The sequence below is a fragment of the Dietzia natronolimnaea genome (assembly GCF_002289575.1).
In the GTDB taxonomy this organism is placed as follows: domain Bacteria; phylum Actinomycetota; class Actinomycetes; order Mycobacteriales; family Mycobacteriaceae; genus Dietzia; species Dietzia natronolimnaea_A.
The window spans coordinates 17,200-32,825 of the sequence record NZ_NTGA01000004.1; the positions used below are offsets into that span (position 1 = coordinate 17,200).

Below are 15,626 nucleotides of genomic sequence, written 5' to 3' on the forward strand. Positions count from 1 at the left end.
ACGGTCGGTGCCCTGCCTAGACTGGCGCTCCCCGATGATGGAGGTGCCCGATGGCGTTCCTGAGAAACGCGTTGAAGACCGGAGTCGCACTCAAGGCCATTGACGTGGTCAAGCGTGAGGCGTCCAAGCCGGAGAACCAGCGTAAGGCCCGCGAGTTCGCGGAGAAACTCCGCAACCGCAAGCGCTGATCACCGGGAGCGTTGGTCAGCGGGCGAGATACCGGACGTGCACCGTCGGCCCGTCGTGCACCACCTCGCCGAACTCCGTAGACCTGGTGTATCAGGGCCGGCGTGAGCACCTCGGACGGGCGGCCCCCGGTCACGAGGCGCCCCCCGGACAGGACCTCGAGCCGGTCGCAGAAGCTGGCCGCGAGACTGAGGTCGTGCAGCGCCGCCACCACCGTCGCCCCCGTGCCCCTGACCAGCGCCAGCAGGTCTAGTTGATGGCGGATGTCGAGGTGGTTGGTCGGCTCGTCCAGCACGAGCACGTCCGGTTCCTGGGCCAGGGCCCGCGCGATCTGCACCCGCTGCCGCTCGCCGCCCGAGAGGGTGGCGTACCGCTGGTCGAGACGCTCGGTGAGGGCGGTGGTGGCGGCGGCGCGGAGTACGGCCTCCTCGTCCTGCGTGCGGGGGCCCGACCATGCGGCGCGGTGCGGGATGCGACCGAGCTCGATCACGTCCCGCACCGTCGGGTTCTGGTCGGTGGCCACCTCCTGCTCGACAAAGGCCACGTGCCGGGCGACTCGCCTGCGGGGCAGCTTCCGGATGTCTGTGCCGTCGAACAGGACGCGACCGGTCGAGGGCCGCAGCAGGCCCGTCATGACGCGTAGCAGAGTGGACTTGCCCGAGCCGTTGGGGCCGAGGACCCCCACCATCGTCCCGGGCTCCGGTGCCAGGGAGAGATCCCTCAGGATGGGTCGACCGCGGACGGACCACGACACGCCCCGGGCCTCGAGAGTCGGCGCCCCCTGCCCCTCCGGGGGCCTGGTCGTCATCGGGCCCTGCCCTTGCGGAGCAAAAGCACCACGAACGCCGGCACGCCGATCAGAGCGGTGGCCACTCCGATCGGCAGGTCCTGCGGCGCGAGGACGGTCCGGGCGCCGGCGTCGATCCAGACCAGGAAGACCGCTCCCATCAACGCCGCCGTGGGCACCAGGACGCGGTGCCGCATGCCGACCACGGCCCGCGCGGCGTGCGGCAGCACCAGGCCGACGAACCCGATCGCACCACAGGTGCTGACGATGACCGCGGTGATGAGGGCGGTCACCACCATGAGGACGAGCCGGGTGCGGGCCACGTTCACGCCGAGCGCGGCCGCCGCGTCCTGGCCGAAGGTGAAGGCGTCGAGGCTCGAGGTGTGCAGCAGGCACGCCAGCAGACCGGCGAGCACGACGGCGCCGCACACGGCCACGTCCGTCCACCGGACGGAGGACAGCGAGCCGAGCAGCCAGAACAGCACGCCGCGGGTCTGCTCGGCGTCGGCCGCGGTGTAGACGACGAACGAGGTCACGGCCGAGAACAACTGGGTGGCGGCGACCCCGGCGAGCACCACCCGGTCGGTCGTCCCGCCGGAGGCGAAGGCCAACAGCAGGACGAACCCGAAGGCGGCCAGCGCCCCGACGAACGCGCCCGTCGTGAGCCCGACCGCCCCCGCGCCCACACCGAGCACCACGATGAGCACCGCGCCCGTCGAGGCGCCGGAGGAGATTCCGAGGACGTACGGGTCGGCCAGAGGGTTGCGGAGCAGGGACTGCAGGATCACCCCGCACAGGGCGAGCCCCGCGCCGGCCAGTGCCGCCATCAGGGTTCTGGGCAACCGCAGGTTCCAGATGATCCCCTCCTGGATGCGCGTCAGTCCCGACTCCGTTCCGGAGAGGCGCGCCAGGGCGGACTGCATCACGTCGCCGGCCGTCAGGCCCGACGGGCCGATCGTCAGGACGAGTGCCGTGGAGACCAGCAGGACGGCCACGCCGGCGAGCCACAGGAAGGCCAGGGCGGCCGGGTGCCGGAGAGGAGCCCGCCTGGTGGCGCGAACCGGAGGGGCGCTGGGCATCTGCTCAGTTCGAAGGATCCTGCTCACCGACCAGCCCGAGCTCGTCGAGGCCCGCGGCGACGGTCTCCACCCCGTAGACCGTGCGGAGCGAGGGGCTCATCTCGGCGCCGGTGAGTTCGATGAACCTCCTCTCGCGGACGGCCGACATCTCCCGGGTCACCGGGTTCGACTCGAGATAGGCGATCTTGGCGGCCCCGGTCTCGGCGGTCTGGCTCCGGCGGGTCAGGTCGCCGAGGACGATCACGTCGGGGTCGCGCTCGGCCACCACCTCCCAGTTGATCTGGGGCCACTCCTGGGTGGTGTCGTCGAAGACGTTCCTCAGGCCGAGGGTGTTCGAGATGAGACCCGGGGCCCCGCAACAGCCGGCCAGGTACGGCGACTCGGAGTTGGCGAACCAGTACATCGCCGAGACGCCGGTCGCGTTCACCCCCTCCTGCGCAGTGTCGAGCCGGAGCTGGAGGTCCGCCACCAGTTCCTCGCCGGCCTCCTCGACCTGGAAGATTTGCGCGAGCTCGGTGATCTCCCGGTAGAGCAGATCCGGGGTGAACGGCTGCTCGCGCACTCCGTCCCCGGAGTCGGCGATCTTGCCGACGCAGTCGGCGGGGGAGAGGTAGGTGCCCACGCCCAGCTCATGGAACTGCTCGCGGGTCGCGACACCGCCCTCGCCGAGCGTGCTGCCGAACGAGGCGGTGACGAAGTCCGGTTCCACGTCGAGGACGGACTCCATCGACGGCGCGTTGTCGGCCAGTCGCGGGATGCCGGCGTTGGCGTCGGCGAACTCGCCCAGAACGGGGTCGGTCCAGGTGGCCGTGCCCACCATGCGGTCGGCAAGGCCCAGGGCGAGCAGGATCTCAGTCGAGCTCTGGTTGAGCGAGACGATCCGCTCCGGGACCGAGTCGACGGTCACCTCCTGCCCGCAGTTCTCGATCGGGCTGACCGCGGGGCCGGCGGTGGCGTCCGGGTCGTCGGTGGCGCAGGAGGTGAGGACGAGGGCGGCGGCGCCGGCGAGGGCGAGCAGGCCTGATTTACGCATGGGTGTGCTCCGAGGTCGCGGGCCTGGAACGCGAAGCCCGATCATGACCAGGCGGTGGGGACCGCGAGGGCCAGCCGGTATTCGGACTCGGGGTCGTCTGGACGGGGCGCCTTCCCAGATCCTGCGATCCAGTGGCATCGTGCCCCGCCATCACCCATACCGCTGCGCGTCAGTCCCGGAGTCGCACCGGGTTCCCGCGACCCGTTGAGGGTCATGCTGGCGAACTGACGTTAACACGACCCGGTCGTCATCCCGTCCTGGAGCGTCCGGCTGCGCCCGTCCTACAGGTGCTGTATCCGGGCGAAGGGGTATCGAGCGATCGCGCCCACCGCCAGCGCGTATACGGCGGTGACGGCGAGACCGAACGCCACGGCGATGATCGTGTACCCCACCTCAGATCCAGTCGATGATCTCGACGAGATCGCCCGACGCTGCGCCCTCCGGGACCACGGCGAGCGCGGGAGCGCCTGCCAGGTCGGCGAGGTGGGCGGTGCGGACCCGGGCGGACAGCGACCATCCGCCGGCTCCGTCGGGGCGGGCCGGGAGGATCCTCGTCCGGCCCGGGGCGGCCGCCCGGTCGAGTCCGGGCACCGGGACCAGCACCTCGGGGCGCGACCTCCCGGTGAGTGCGTCGACGAGCGCGCGGCCCGTCGTCGCAGCGGCGCTCACCGCCGCGAGGGGATTGCCGGGCAGGCCCAGTAGGACGCGGCCGTCGGGCAGGGCCGCCACGAGCTGCGACCCCCCGGGCCGGACCCGGACCCCGTCGAGCACGATCGTCGCGCCGGCCCGGTCGAGGGCGGGGCGCAGGTGGTCGGCCACCCCGCGGCCGGTCGCCCCGACCAGGACGACGACGTCCGCGTCCGACGTCGCGGATCCGGCGCGGCCCGTGAGCACCGCGTCCATGGCCTCGGCGGTGTCCGGGCAGTGACCGGGTGGCCCGGAACAGGCCAACCCCGCCCGCCCGAGAACCTCGACGAGAAGCGGGCCCACGGTGTCGCGGATCCGGCCCGGTGGCAGTGGCGACGGGGTGTGGGCGGGCAGGATCTCGTCACCCGTCGTCACCACGACCGCGCGGACGGGACCACGGACCGTCACCGAGGTCAGGCCCGCTGAGAGGGCCGCGGAGGTCAGCGCGGGGTCCAGCGTGGCCCCCGCGTCGGCGAGCTCGTGGCCGGCGGCCCAGTCCTCGCCGGCAGGTCTCAGATCGTTCTGTCCGGCGGCGCGGGGCAGTGCCGTCACCACGGCGGGCCCGGAACCGTCCCGCGTCACCTCGACGAGCTCATGGCGCAGCACCCTGTCGCTCCCGGCCGGGACGAGCGCGCCGGTCGCGATGGGAGCGGCGGTCCCGGCGACCAGTCCGGCGGGCGAGTCGTCCCCGGCCCGGCGAGCCCGGCCGGTCAACCGCCACGGTCCCTCGCAGGCCAGGGCGTACCCGTCCATCGCCGACACGGGCTCCCGCGGCATGGGGTCGGCTGCGACCAGCGGTGCGGCGAGCACGGCCCCGGCAGCCTCGAGGGGAGGGCGCGCGGTCGTCGGCAGTGGTGTGAGCCCCGCGCGCAGGACGGCCCTCACGTGTGCCAGCGCGATGGGCCCGGAGGCGGCCACCTCGGCCCAGGTGTCGACGTCCCGCGCGGGAGCGCCCACGGTCACGCGGGTGACCACCTCGTCGTCGTACAGCGCCCGGACCGGTCGCCCGGCCAGTCCTCCGGATCGCCCCAGGGCCTCCAGCCGCGCGGCGAGGGCGCGGCGGTGCCACGCGGCGAGCAGGTACTGGTCGCGGCCGCCGGTGTCCACGGCCAGGGCGGCGGCGGGCCGCCCGGTGGAGTCAGTGGCGGTTCGCCCGGTGGAGTCGGCGGGGGGCCGCCCCAGCGCGGCGACGAGTCGGCGGAGGGTCTCGGCGTCGAGGTCGGGGAGGTCGCAGGCCACGACGACGACGAGATCGACCCGGTCAGCAAGCGCCGCCAGTCCCGCCGCGATCCCGGCCACCGGACCCGAGAAAGCGGGCTCCTCGCGGGTGTCGCCACCGGGTCCCACAGTGACGACGGGGCCCGCCACAGCGGCGACAGCACCGACCACGGTCTCGAGCATCGGTCGGCCCGCGATCGTGATGCCGGACTTGTCGGCGCCCCCGAGCCGGCTCCCGCGGCCACCGGCCAGGACGATCGCCCCGACGGAATCGGTCACGAGTCGGCCGCCAGGCGGCTGCGCAGGAAGTCGTCGACGAGGATCTCGATGTCCGTCTCGGTGAACGGACGCAGTCCGATCATGCGCGCGAGGACCACCGGCCCGGCGATCTGGGCCACCGCCAGGTCGCGATCACCGGGGATCAGGGTGCCGTCGGCCTCCGCGGCGGACAAGATCGTGTGCAGAGGTGCGGCGTAGGAGTCCACCACCCCGCGGCGCAGCTCGCCCACCTCGTCGTCGTTCCCGGCTCCCCGGCCCATCGCCAGCCATCCCCACATCGACTGCTGGAGGGGCGCGTCCTGGATCATCCGCGCCATGGAGGTGCCCAGCTGGATCATCTGCTCGCGTATCGGGGCGTCGCCCGGTGGTGCCTCCGGCGTCGGCAGGAGACGTCGGAACGCCTCCGCGATCAGGGAATCGGTGGAGGGGAAGTTGCGGTACAGCGTGGTCCGGGCGACGCCGGAGACCCGGGTGACCGCGTCCACCGTCACCGCCGCGGCGCCGCCCGCCAGGAGTAGATCGACCGCGGCGTCCAGGAGTTTGCCCCGCGAACGTGCCCGGCGCGGATCGGTCGGAGACTTCATGGGTCCATTGTGACGGCCCCCGGTGGTATACGGTGTGGGGACCCAACCGATACTGGCGGTATCGTTTCTCGAGACCGTCCGACCGTGACCCCTGCCGACCCTGACCCCTGGGAGCCCACGTGCTGGAACCGACCACCGGACGGCGCCGCTGGCTGCTGTTCGTCAACATCGTGGCGGTGTCGCTGGTCGTCGCCACGATGTCCGCGTTGTACACGTCCCTACCGGACATCGCCGTGGCCACCGGGGCGACCCAGGCCCAGCTCACCTGGATCGTCGACTCCTACACGTTGGCCCTCGCCGCGCTCGTGCTCACCGCGGGAGCCCTGGGGGACCGCTTCGGCCGTCGGGCCACCCTCATCGTGGGGCTGGCCCTGTTCACCGTGTCCTCGGCCCTGCCCATCTGGCTGGACTCGCCGCTCTGGGTGATCATCCTGCGGGCGGTGGCCGGAGTGGGCGCGGCGTTCGTCATGCCCTCCACGCTCTCCCTGCTCACCGCCAGTTTCCCGCCCGAACGTCGCGGCTCCGCAGTGGGGATGTGGGCCGGGTTCGCAGGCATCGGCGGGATCGTCGGCCTGCTCAGCTCGGGGGTCATGCTGGAGGTGTGGTCGTGGAAAGCGATCTTCGTGGTCTACTCCGGCATCGGTCTGCTGGTGCTCCTGGCCGCCCTCACGATCGGTGAATCCGTGGCCTCCCGGCACGGTCGGCCGGACGTGCTGGGGTCCGTGTTCTCGGCGCTGGCGGTCGGTGGAGTCGTCTTTGGGCTCATCGAGGGTGCGCACACGAGTTTCTCCGACCCCCTCGTCGTCGTCACCCTCATCGTGGCCGCGGCCAGCCTGCTGGCCTTCGTCCTGGTCGAACTGCCGGCCACCGACCCCCTCCTCGACGTGCGGTACTTCCGCCGGCGGGGCTTCGCCGCGGGTTCCATCTCCGTCGGGATGCAGTTCCTGACGATCTTCGGGTTCTTCCTGCTGATCGTGCAGTACCTGCAGTTGGTCAAGGGGTACGACCCGATCGCCGCCTCCCTGGCGTTGGCGCCGATGGCGCTGCCGGTTCTGGTGTTCTCGCTGGTATCGCCCCGCATCACCGCCGTGGTCGGGCTGCGGGTCGTCTCCGTGGTGGGCGTCGGCGCGATCGCGGCCGGGATGATCCTGCTCTCGCGGCTGGGCGTCGACTCCACATACTGGGACATCATGTGGCCGATGCTCGCGGCGGGCGTGGGTCTGGGACTCTCGACGGCACCGGCGACCTCGGCGATCGTCTCCGACATCTCCGTCGACGAACAGGGCGTCGCCGCCGCCGTCAACGACGCGATGCGCGAGGTGGGCGCCGCCATCGGCATCGCGATCTCCGGCAGTATCCTGGCCGGTCGCTACGCCAGCGGGATCGTCGACGTCCTGCCCGGCGTGCCCGAGCCCGGGCGGCAGGCGGTGGAGAGCTCGTTCGCCGGTGCGGTGGAGTTCGTCGCCGTGGCCGGGCCGGCGCTCCAGGGGATAGTCGACGCCGCCGCCGAGGTCTTCGTGACCGGGATCTCCGACGCACTGTTCGCGCTGGGTCTGGTCGCGGCGGGCGCTGCGGTGGTGCTGCTGTTCGTGGCCCCCGGGCGGGGCTACGTCGCGAAGGGTGAATCGGGGGCGGGGGATGCGGCGGCCGCCGATGCGGCTGCTCGCCGCTACGCTCGCTAGCGCTCGCTGCGCGGCTCGAACCGGACGGAGTCCGCGCGCCGGTTGCTCGCCGCTGCGCTCGCTAGCGCTCGCTGCGCGGCTCGAACCGGACGGTCACCGCCTTGAAGCCGGGCGTGTTGGACTCACGGGCGACGTTCTGCCGGTGGACCAGGTTGTTGGCCTCCGGGAAGTAGGCCGCGCAGCAGCCGCGGGCCGTCGGGTAGGACACCAGCCGGAACTCCTCCGCGCGACGCTCGCTGGTCACACCGTCCGCGCCGGTGAACACACTCACAACGTCGACCAGCTGGCGGTCCGCGAGGCCCAGGTCGCGTAGGTCATCCGGGTTCACGAGGATCACCCGGCGCCCCTCGGAGATGCCCCGGTAGCGGTCGTCGAGTCCGTAATAGGTGGTGTTGTACTGGTCGTGCGACCGCATGGTCTGCAGGACCAGATGCCCGGCCGGCGCCTCCAACCACTCCAGTGGCGACACCGTGAAGTGGGCTCGCCCGGACGGGGTGGCGAAGGACCGGGTGTCGCGCGGCGGATTGGGCAGCACGAAACCGGACTTCTGTCGCACCCGCCGGTTGTAGTCCGAGAACCCGGGGATCACTCGTGCGATGTGGTCGCGGATCACGTCGTAGTCCTCCGCCATCGCGCGCCACCCCACCGGGTGGTCGTGGCCGAGGATCGCCTCCGCCATGCCCGCGACGATCTGCGGTTCGCTGAGCAGCTGGTCCGACACCGGTTCCAGCCGTCCCTGGGACGAGCGGATGACCGACATCGAGTCCTCCACCGAGACGAACTGCGCGCCCCCCGGATGACGGTCGTCGCGGTCCGTGCGCCCGAGCGTCGGGAGGATGAGCGACGTCTGACCGTGGACCACATGGGACCGGTTGGGTTTGGTCGACACGTGCACGGTCAACCCGGTGCGCTGCATCCCCGTCTCGAGCACGTCGGTGTCCGAGCACGCCTTGGCGAAGTTGCCGCCCATGGAGACGAACACGTCCACGTCGCCGCGCTCGAACGCCTCGAGCGTCTCCGTCGAGTCGTATCCGTGCTCACGCGGCGAGTCGATGCCGAACTCGTCGTCGAGCGCGTCCAACAACACCGCGCCCGGCTTCTCCCAGATCCCCATGGTCCGGTCGCCCTGCACGTTCGAGTGCCCGCGGACGGGGCAGGCGCCGGCCCCGCGTTTGCCGAAGTTCCCCTGCAGCAGCAGGAGGTTGACGATCTCGCGCAGAGTGTCGACCGAGTGGGGCTGCTGGGTGAGTCCCAGCGCCCAGCAGATGATCGTCCCCCGCGAGTGCACCAGCAGGGTCGCCAGGCGTTCGATCTGGTCGCGGCGCAGCCCGGTGGCCCGCTCGGTGGTGTCCCAGTCCAGGTCGGCACGCGCGGCGGCGTAGGCGCTGAACCCCTCGGTGCACGTGTCCACGAACTCCCGGTCCACGACTGTCCCGGGCGCCGCCTCCTCGGCCCGCAGGAGTAGATGGCCCACCGCCTGGAACAGCGCGAGGTCGCCACCCACCTTGATCTGCAGGAAATCGTCCGCCACCGTCTCACCGCCCCCCTCGACCAGGCTCTTGGCGATCCCCGTGGGGGACTGGGGGTCGGCGAACCCGAGCAGTCCGGCCTCGGGCAGCGGGTTGACCGCCACCACGCGGGCGCCGCGCCGCCGGGCGTCGGTGAGGGCGGAGAGCATCCGTGGGTGGTTGGTGCCGGGATTCTGTCCGACGACGAGGATGACGTCCGCGTGATCGAAGTCCTCCAGCGAGACCGTCCCCTTGCCGATGCCGATCGTGGGCGTCATGGCCGACCCGGAGGACTCGTGGCACATGTTGGAGCAGTCGGGCAGGTTGTTGGTGCCGATCGACCGCGCGAGCAGCTGGTACATGAACGCGGTCTCGTTGGCGGTGCGGCCGGAGGTGTAGAACACGCAGCGGCCCGGTGACGTGGCGTTCACGTGCTCTGCCATGAGTGCGAACGCGTCCCGCCAGGAGATTGGTGAGTAGTGCTCGTCGCCGGGCCTGAGCACGAGCGGCTCGGTGATCCGGCCCTGATTACCCAGCCAGTACTCGGTCTTGTCGCGCAGCTCGCGGATGGGGTGGGCGGCCCACCACTCGGGGGTCACGGTCCGGGTGGTGGACTCCTCAGCCACGGCCTTGGCGCCGTTCTCGCAGAACTCCGCCGGTTTGCGTGGCCCGGTGATGGACTCGGGCCAGGCGCACCCGGGGCAGTCGGTGCCACCGCGGTGGTTGAGGCGGGCCATCGCACGGGCGGTGCGGGACACGCCGGCCTGCGATATCCCCCGCTCGAGCGCCACCGAGACGGCCTTGAGGCCCGCCGCACTGGTCTCGGGTTCGCCGATCCGGATCCGGGTCTCATCGATGTCGGCAGTGGGCGCGGACCGACGGATGTGGGGGATCAGGCTCATGGGCCTATTGTGCGCCCGAACACATCACGGCGCAGCCGTGGCTCCGGTGCAGGGGTGGCCCCGGTGGGTACGCGTAGGTCTCTCAGGCCTCTCAGACCCCGATGCGCTCCGGATGGGTGTAGACGGTCGCGCGGTCACCCCGGCTGAACCCGACCAGCGTCACCCCGGTCTCCGCGGCAAGGTCCACGGCCAACGACGAGGGGGCGCTGACCGCGGAGATCACCGGTATCCCCGCCATGGACGTCTTCTGCACGAGCTCGAACGAGGCACGCCCGGAGACCTGGAGGATCGTCTCCCGCAGCGGGAGTCGGCCCTCGCGCAGAGCCCAGCCCACCACCTTGTCGACCGCGTTGTGCCGGCCCACGTCCTCGCGCAGGCAGAGCAACTCGCCGTCCGGGGAGAACAGCGCCGCTGCGTGGACCCCGCCGGTGCGGCCGAAGACGACCTGGCCCTCGCGGAGTCGGTCGGGCAGGGAGAGCAGGATCTCGGCTCCGACCAGGGGGGTGGCCGGCCCGGCGGGGAAGTGGGTCGCCGTGCGCACGTCCGCGACCGAGTCGACCCCGCACACCCCGCAGGAGCTGGTCATGGTGGTCGCGCGGACGGACCGGGGCTCCGGGACATCGGGGGACAGGGTCACGGTGAGGGTGTTGTAGTCCTGCTCGGTGCGGCCGCTCACCGTGGTGCAGTAGCAGATCTCCGGGAGGTGATCGCGGTGCCAGATCGCTCCCTCCGACACGAGGTACCCGGCGGCCAGGTCCATGTCGTCGCCCGGGGTGCGCATGGTGACCACGTAGGGGCGCCCGCCGAGCCGGATCTCCAGCGGCTCCTCCACCGCGAGGGTCGCCACCTCTCCTCTGGCGTCACCGTCGGCGATGATCCTGCGCGCCGGGTGACGACTCGTCCGTCGTCCCATGGTGCAGAGGCTAGCGGGTACCGGGTTCAGCCGCCGCCGCGGTCAGCCGGAGGCCCGGCAGGCCGGCGGTCGCGCTGTTCGGTGGACCGGTGGGCCACGCGCAGGACGCCTGCGCCGCGGACGTCCCCCGCGTCCAGGTAGGCGAGGGCGTGGCCGGCCTCGTCGAGCCGGTACTCGTGGGTGGTTGGGTGCAGGGCGAGACGCTCGGCCAGGGCGAGGAACTCCTCGCCGTCGGAGCGGGTGTTGCTCTCCACGCTGGTCACCGCGCGCTCGTGGAACAGATGCTGCTGGTAGTCGAGCCGGGGGATGTCGGAGAGATGGATGCCGGCCACGGCCAGGGTCGCGCCGGGGGCGAGCGCCGCCAGGGCCACGGGCACGAGCTCACCCGCAGGGGCGAAGAGGATCGCGGCGTCGAGCGGGAGCGGGGGGCGCTCGCCGGCGCCACCGGCCGAGGCCGCGCCGAGCTCCAGCGCCAACCGGCGCGCGCCCTCGCCCCGGGTGAGCACGTGGACCTCGGCCCCCTGCGCGAGCGCGAGCTGCGCGGTGAGATGGGCCGAACCGCCGAAGCCGTAGATGCCCAGCCTGCCGCCCGGCGGCAGCGCCGCCCGCTTGAGCGCGCGGTAGCCGATGATGCCCGCACACAGCAGCGGTGCGGCCGAGACGTCGTCGATCCCCTCGGGCAGGGCGTAGGCGAAGGCCTCGGGAACGGTGGTGAACTCCGCGTAACCACCGTCGGCGTCCCATCCGGTGTAGCGGGACCGGGCGCACAGGTTCTCGCGTCCTGACCGGCAGGCACCACACCTCCCGCAGGTGCCCCGCAGCCAGGGCACCCCCACCCGGTCACCGGTGACGAACCGACCGCACCCCGGCCCCGATCCGATGACCTCGCCGACGATCTCGTGTCCCGGGACCACGCGCGGTCGGCGGGCGGGGAGGTCACCGGTGGCGACGTGGAGATCGGTGCGGCAGACCCCGCACGTCAGGACGCGGAGCAAGACCTCTCCCGCCCCGGGCTCGGGCACGGGCGTGTCGACGAAGTCCAGCGGCGACTCCGCCAGGGGGCCGGGTTCGCGGACCACCCAGGCTCGCATCGTCGTCGTCATGGTCACGATCACCTCGATCCCGCGGCGCGATGACGGCGATCCTAACCCTCGCCAGACGACTCGGGCCACCCCGCGAACGCGATCAGGAGCGTCGTCGGGGTGGCCGTAGTCACGTGGATCAGATGTAGATGGCGGGGTCGATGTAGAACTGCGCGTCGCGCAGCGTCTCCTTCGACTCCTTGGCGGGCTTGGCGACGCCCGGGATGCCCACGACGATCGAGTTGGCCGGGGCGTCCTTGACCACGACGGCGTTGGCGCCGACCGAGGAGTCGGAGCCGATCTCGACTGGGCCCAGGATCTTGGCCCCGGCGCCGACGGTCACGCGGTCTCCCAGGGTGGGATGGCGCTTGACGTGCTTGAGCGAGACGCCCCCCAGGGTGACCCCGTGGTACAACATGCAGTCGTCACCGATCTCCGCGGTCTCTCCGATGACCACGCCCATGCCGTGGTCGATGAAGAACCGTCGACCGATGGTGGCCCCGGGGTGGATCTCGATCCCCGTGAGGAACCGGGTGAACTGGCTCAGGACGCGGGCCGCGAACCGTCCGGCCCCGCCGGCCACCCACAGGCGGTGGGAGAGCCGGTGGGACCAGATCGCGTGCAGGCCGGAGTAGACGATCGCGTTCTCGACATCGCCCCGGGCCGCCGGGTCGTGGGCGCGCGCCGCGGCGAGATCCTCGCGCAGGGTGCGCAGGAAGCCCGCCGCGGGCGCGTCCGCGGACGACGGAGTCGGGTCGGTCATCAGTCGCGGTAGTCCTCGAACAGCATGGTGGACACGTAGCGCTCGCCGTAGTCGCACACGATCACGACGATGGTCTTGCCGGCATTCTCGGGGCGCTTGGCCAGCTCGAGCGCGGCCCACACGTTCGCGCCGGAGGAGATGCCCGCGAGGATGCCCTCCTCGCTGCCCAGGCGCTTGGCGATCCGCAGCGAGTCGTCGAGGGTCACGTCGATGACCTCGTCGTAGATCTCGCGGTTGAGGATCTCGGGGACGAAGTTGGCGCCGAGGCCCTGGATCTTGTGCGGTCCGGCCTTGCCCTCGGTGAGCAGCGGGGAGTCCTTGGGCTCGACGGCCACGATCTGGATGTCCGACTTCTGCTCGCGGAGGTAGCCGCCGGCGCCGGTGATGGTGCCGCCGGTCCCGATGCCGGCCACGAAGATGTCGACCGCTCCGTCGGTGTCCTCCCAGACCTCGGGACCACTCGTCCGACGGTGGACGTCCGGGTTGGCCGGGTTGGCGAACTGCCGGGCGAGGACGGCGTTCTCGCGGGTGTTGGCGATCTCCTCGGCCTTGGCCACCGCGCCCTTCATGCCCTCGGAGCCCGGGGTGAGGATGAGCTCGGCCCCGTAGGCGCGCATGACGGCGCGGCGCTCGACCGACATGGTGTCGGGCATGACCAGGACGGCCTTGAACCCGCGCGCGGACGCGACCATGGACAGCGCGATACCGGTGTTGCCGGAGGTGCCCTCGACGATGGTGCCACCGGGCTTGAGGGCGCCGGAGGCGACCGCGTCGTCGATGATCGCGGCGCCGATGCGGTCCTTGACGCTGGCGGCCGGGTTGGCGGATTCCAGCTTGGCCAACACGGTGGCGCCCAGGCCGTCGGTCAGGGAGTTGAGGCGGACCAGGGGCGTGTGGCCGATGGTCTCGGTGATGTCGGAATAGATCTTCGCCATTGGTGAGTTCCGTTCTGCAGAATGAACCGATCTGTCTATCGGCAAGTGTACGTGATCCCGCGATCGTCCGGACGGGGCCCGGGTGAATTCGCGCGGCCCCGGAAATGCCGCGGCGCCCGGACCCCGCGGTGGGATCCGGGCGCCGGCTCGGGGCGTCAGTTGCCGGAGTAGAGCGCCTCGATCTCGCTGCCGAAGCGGTCGTGCACCACGTTCCGCTTGAGCTTGAGCGTCGGGGTGAGCTCGCCGCTCTCCACCGAGAACTCCGCCGCGAGGATCTTGAACTTGCGGATCGACTCGGCACGGGAGACGGACTTGTTGGCCTGGTCCACGGCGTCCTGGATCGTGCCGACCAGGTCACCGTCCTGGAGCAGGTCCTCCACCTCGCCGGTCTTGCCGTGCTTGTCCCGCCACGCCGGGAAGGTCTCCTGATCGATGGTGACCAGCGCGGCGATGTAGTTGCGGTTGTCGCCCACCACCACGGCCTGGCTGATCAGCGGGTCGGCCGAGAGCAGGTCCTCCATCTGGGACGGTGAGACGTTCTTGCCACCGGCGGTGACGATGAGGTCCTTCTTGCGGCCGGTGATCGACAGGTAGCCGTCCGAGTCGAGTTGGCCGATGTCGCCGGTGTGGTACCACTCGCCGGTCCAGGAGTCCTCGTTGGCCTTCGGGTTCTGCCAGTAGCCGTTGAACAAGGTCTTGGCCTTGGCCAGGATCTCGCCGTCCTCGGCGATCCGGATGGTCACGCCCGGGATCGGCCGACCCACGGTGCCGATCTTCGCCTGGCCGATCGGGTTGACGGTCAGCACGCCCGAGGACTCGGTGAGGCCGTAGCCCTCGAGGAGGTCGAAGCCGGCGCCGCGGTAGAAGTGGCCCAGACGGGCGCCCAGGGGGCCGCCACCGGAGATGATGCGGTTGCACTCGCCGCCCAGGGCCTCGTGCAGCTTCGAGTAGACGAGCTTGGAGAACAGCTTCTGCTTGAGCGCCAGGCCCGTGGACGGCTTCCCGCCGCCCTCGATGGCCGTGGAGTAGTCGATCGCGGTCTGCACCGCGGCTTTGAAGATCTTGGCCTTGGCGCCGCCGGCGGCCTCCGCCTTGCCCGCCGCGGAGTTGTAGACCTTCTCGAGCACGCGCGGGACCGACACGAGGAAGGTCGGATGGACCTCCGCGAGTCGCTCGACGACCTTGGTGGTGTCGGGCTCGTGGGCCACGGCGACGCGCTTGTAGAAGCAGGCCACCTCGAGGATGCGGGCCAGGACGTGGGCCAGCGGCAAGAAGATGAGGGTGCGGCTGTTGGGGACGAACGCGTCCTGGAGCTGCTGCTCGACGGCCACCACGACGCCACCGAACCCGCCGTGCAGGATCTCGCAGCCCTTGGGGTTGCCCGTCGTGCCCGAGGTGTAGATGATGGCGCACCGGTCCTCGTGGCCCATCGCCAGCGAGGCCTGCTCGACCTGCTCGTCGGTGATGTCCGCTCCCGAGGCGGTGAGCTGTGCGACCAGGTCGTTCTCGATGACCATGATGTCGCCGCTCCACTCGGTGCCGGACGTCATCACCTCGCGGAGTTCGAGATCCTCGACCACGGCGAAGGTGGCGCCGGAGTCGGTGAGGATCCAGTCGCACTGGGCCGACGAGGAGGTCTCGTAGATCGGGACGGTGACGGCGCCGACCGCCCACGCGGCCCAGGCGATGAGCGACCACTCGTAGCGGGTGTGGCTCATGATGGCCAGGCGGTCACCGGGCTGGACGCCCCGGGCGATCAGGCCCTTGGCGACCCCCTTGACCTCCTGCAGGTACTGGGCGCAGGTGACCTCTGTCCAGTCGGTTCCGACGAGTCGCAGTACCGCGACGTCGTTCGGGGCCTCCTCCGCGTTCTTGAACACGAGCCGGCCGAGGTTCTCGACGGGGAAGGACTTGGTGGCGGGAGGGGTGGCGAACTCGGTCGTCATTGCGATCCTTAGGTCATGTGTGGCCTGTATCACTGGCAAGTG

The 15,626-nt window shown here is 71.3% G+C and carries 12 protein-coding genes and 1 riboswitch; of the genes, 1 reads left to right on the top strand and 11 read right to left on the bottom strand.

The features are described 5' to 3' along the window. Window positions 1-16: 16 nt before the first annotated feature. The 5 genes from CEY15_RS18660 to CEY15_RS01700 form a co-directional block, all read right to left on the bottom strand. On the bottom strand, window positions 17-994 hold the full coding sequence (locus CEY15_RS18660; protein WP_245847098.1) for an ABC transporter ATP-binding protein: 978 nt from the start codon (window positions 992-994) through the stop codon (window positions 17-19). After that, complete coding sequence (locus tag CEY15_RS01685) at window positions 991-2,052, bottom strand: FecCD family ABC transporter permease (protein ID WP_095717013.1); 1,062 nt, start codon at window positions 2,050-2,052, stop codon at window positions 991-993. Before CEY15_RS01685 ends, CEY15_RS18660 begins: the two co-directional genes overlap by 4 nt. 4 nt (window positions 2,053-2,056) lie before the next feature. After that, window positions 2,057-3,085 carry an ABC transporter substrate-binding protein gene (locus CEY15_RS01690; protein WP_095717014.1) on the bottom strand — a complete coding sequence of 343 codons (1,029 nt, stop codon included), beginning with the start codon at window positions 3,083-3,085 and terminating at the stop codon, window positions 2,057-2,059. Window positions 3,086-3,140: 55 nt separating this feature from the next. Then, window positions 3,141-3,321: riboswitch (cobalamin riboswitch) on the bottom strand. A 157-nt stretch (window positions 3,322-3,478) separates the two neighbouring features. Further along, window positions 3,479-5,269 carry an NTP transferase domain-containing protein gene (locus CEY15_RS01695; protein ID WP_095717015.1) on the bottom strand — a complete coding sequence of 597 codons (1,791 nt, stop codon included), beginning with the start codon at window positions 5,267-5,269 and terminating at the stop codon, window positions 3,479-3,481. Beyond that, entirely contained in the window at window positions 5,266-5,853 is a 588-nt protein-coding gene (locus CEY15_RS01700; protein ID WP_095717016.1) for a TetR/AcrR family transcriptional regulator, read from the bottom strand. The genes CEY15_RS01695 and CEY15_RS01700 overlap by 4 nt, the downstream gene beginning before the upstream one ends. Before the next feature lie 119 nt (window positions 5,854-5,972). On the opposite strand from CEY15_RS01700, the gene CEY15_RS01705 reads away from it, so the two are divergent. Beyond that, window positions 5,973-7,535, top strand: coding sequence for an MFS transporter (locus CEY15_RS01705; RefSeq protein ID WP_095717017.1), 1,563 nt, complete (start codon window positions 5,973-5,975; stop codon window positions 7,533-7,535). Window positions 7,536-7,596: 61 nt separating this feature from the next. Here the strand turns inward: CEY15_RS01705 and CEY15_RS01710 are convergent, their stop codons facing one another. The 6 genes from CEY15_RS01710 to CEY15_RS01735 form a co-directional block, all read right to left on the bottom strand. Continuing rightward, window positions 7,597-9,945, bottom strand: a complete 2,349-nt coding sequence (locus CEY15_RS01710) for an FdhF/YdeP family oxidoreductase (RefSeq protein ID WP_095717018.1) — start codon at window positions 9,943-9,945, stop codon at window positions 7,597-7,599. Between the two features lie 91 nt (window positions 9,946-10,036). Further along, window positions 10,037-10,858, bottom strand: coding sequence for a formate dehydrogenase accessory sulfurtransferase FdhD (fdhD, locus tag CEY15_RS01715; protein WP_095717019.1), 822 nt, complete (start codon window positions 10,856-10,858; stop codon window positions 10,037-10,039). Window positions 10,859-10,884: 26 nt separating this feature from the next. Next, window positions 10,885-11,949, bottom strand: coding sequence for a zinc-dependent alcohol dehydrogenase family protein (locus CEY15_RS01720; protein WP_428844179.1), 1,065 nt, complete (start codon window positions 11,947-11,949; stop codon window positions 10,885-10,887). A 130-nt stretch (window positions 11,950-12,079) separates the two neighbouring features. Beyond that, window positions 12,080-12,703 (bottom strand): serine O-acetyltransferase EpsC, encoded by a 624-nt coding sequence (gene epsC, locus CEY15_RS01725; protein ID WP_017837547.1) that lies wholly within the window; start codon window positions 12,701-12,703, stop codon window positions 12,080-12,082. Then, window positions 12,703-13,638 carry a cysteine synthase A gene (gene cysK, locus CEY15_RS01730; RefSeq protein WP_095717021.1) on the bottom strand — a complete coding sequence of 312 codons (936 nt, stop codon included), beginning with the start codon at window positions 13,636-13,638 and terminating at the stop codon, window positions 12,703-12,705. The genes epsC and cysK overlap by 1 nt, the downstream gene beginning before the upstream one ends. Before the next feature lie 155 nt (window positions 13,639-13,793). Next, window positions 13,794-15,584 (bottom strand): AMP-dependent synthetase/ligase, encoded by a 1,791-nt coding sequence (locus CEY15_RS01735; RefSeq protein WP_095717022.1) that lies wholly within the window; start codon window positions 15,582-15,584, stop codon window positions 13,794-13,796. Between the last annotated feature and the right edge of the window lie 42 nt (window positions 15,585-15,626).

Excerpts from the sequence above, each read along its gene's own strand:
- CEY15_RS18660 (WP_245847098.1), bottom strand. The coding sequence starts at position 994 with ATGACGACCAGGCCCCCGGAGGGGCAGGGGGCGCCGACTCTCGAGGCC.
- CEY15_RS01685 (WP_095717013.1), bottom strand. The coding sequence starts at position 2,052 with ATGCCCAGCGCCCCTCCGGTTCGCGCCACCAGGCGGGCTCCTCTCCGG.
- CEY15_RS01690 (WP_095717014.1), bottom strand. The coding sequence starts at position 3,085 with ATGCGTAAATCAGGCCTGCTCGCCCTCGCCGGCGCCGCCGCCCTCGTC.
- CEY15_RS01700 (WP_095717016.1), bottom strand. The coding sequence starts at position 5,853 with ATGAAGTCTCCGACCGATCCGCGCCGGGCACGTTCGCGGGGCAAACTC.
- CEY15_RS01710 (WP_095717018.1), bottom strand. The coding sequence starts at position 9,945 with ATGAGCCTGATCCCCCACATCCGTCGGTCCGCGCCCACTGCCGACATC.
- fdhD (WP_095717019.1), bottom strand. The coding sequence starts at position 10,858 with ATGGGACGACGGACGAGTCGTCACCCGGCGCGCAGGATCATCGCCGAC.
- CEY15_RS01720 (WP_428844179.1), bottom strand. The coding sequence starts at position 11,949 with ATGCGAGCCTGGGTGGTCCGCGAACCCGGCCCCCTGGCGGAGTCGCCG.
- epsC (WP_017837547.1), bottom strand. The coding sequence starts at position 12,703 with ATGACCGACCCGACTCCGTCGTCCGCGGACGCGCCCGCGGCGGGCTTC.
- cysK (WP_095717021.1), bottom strand. The coding sequence starts at position 13,638 with ATGGCGAAGATCTATTCCGACATCACCGAGACCATCGGCCACACGCCC.
- CEY15_RS01735 (WP_095717022.1), bottom strand. The coding sequence starts at position 15,584 with ATGACGACCGAGTTCGCCACCCCTCCCGCCACCAAGTCCTTCCCCGTC.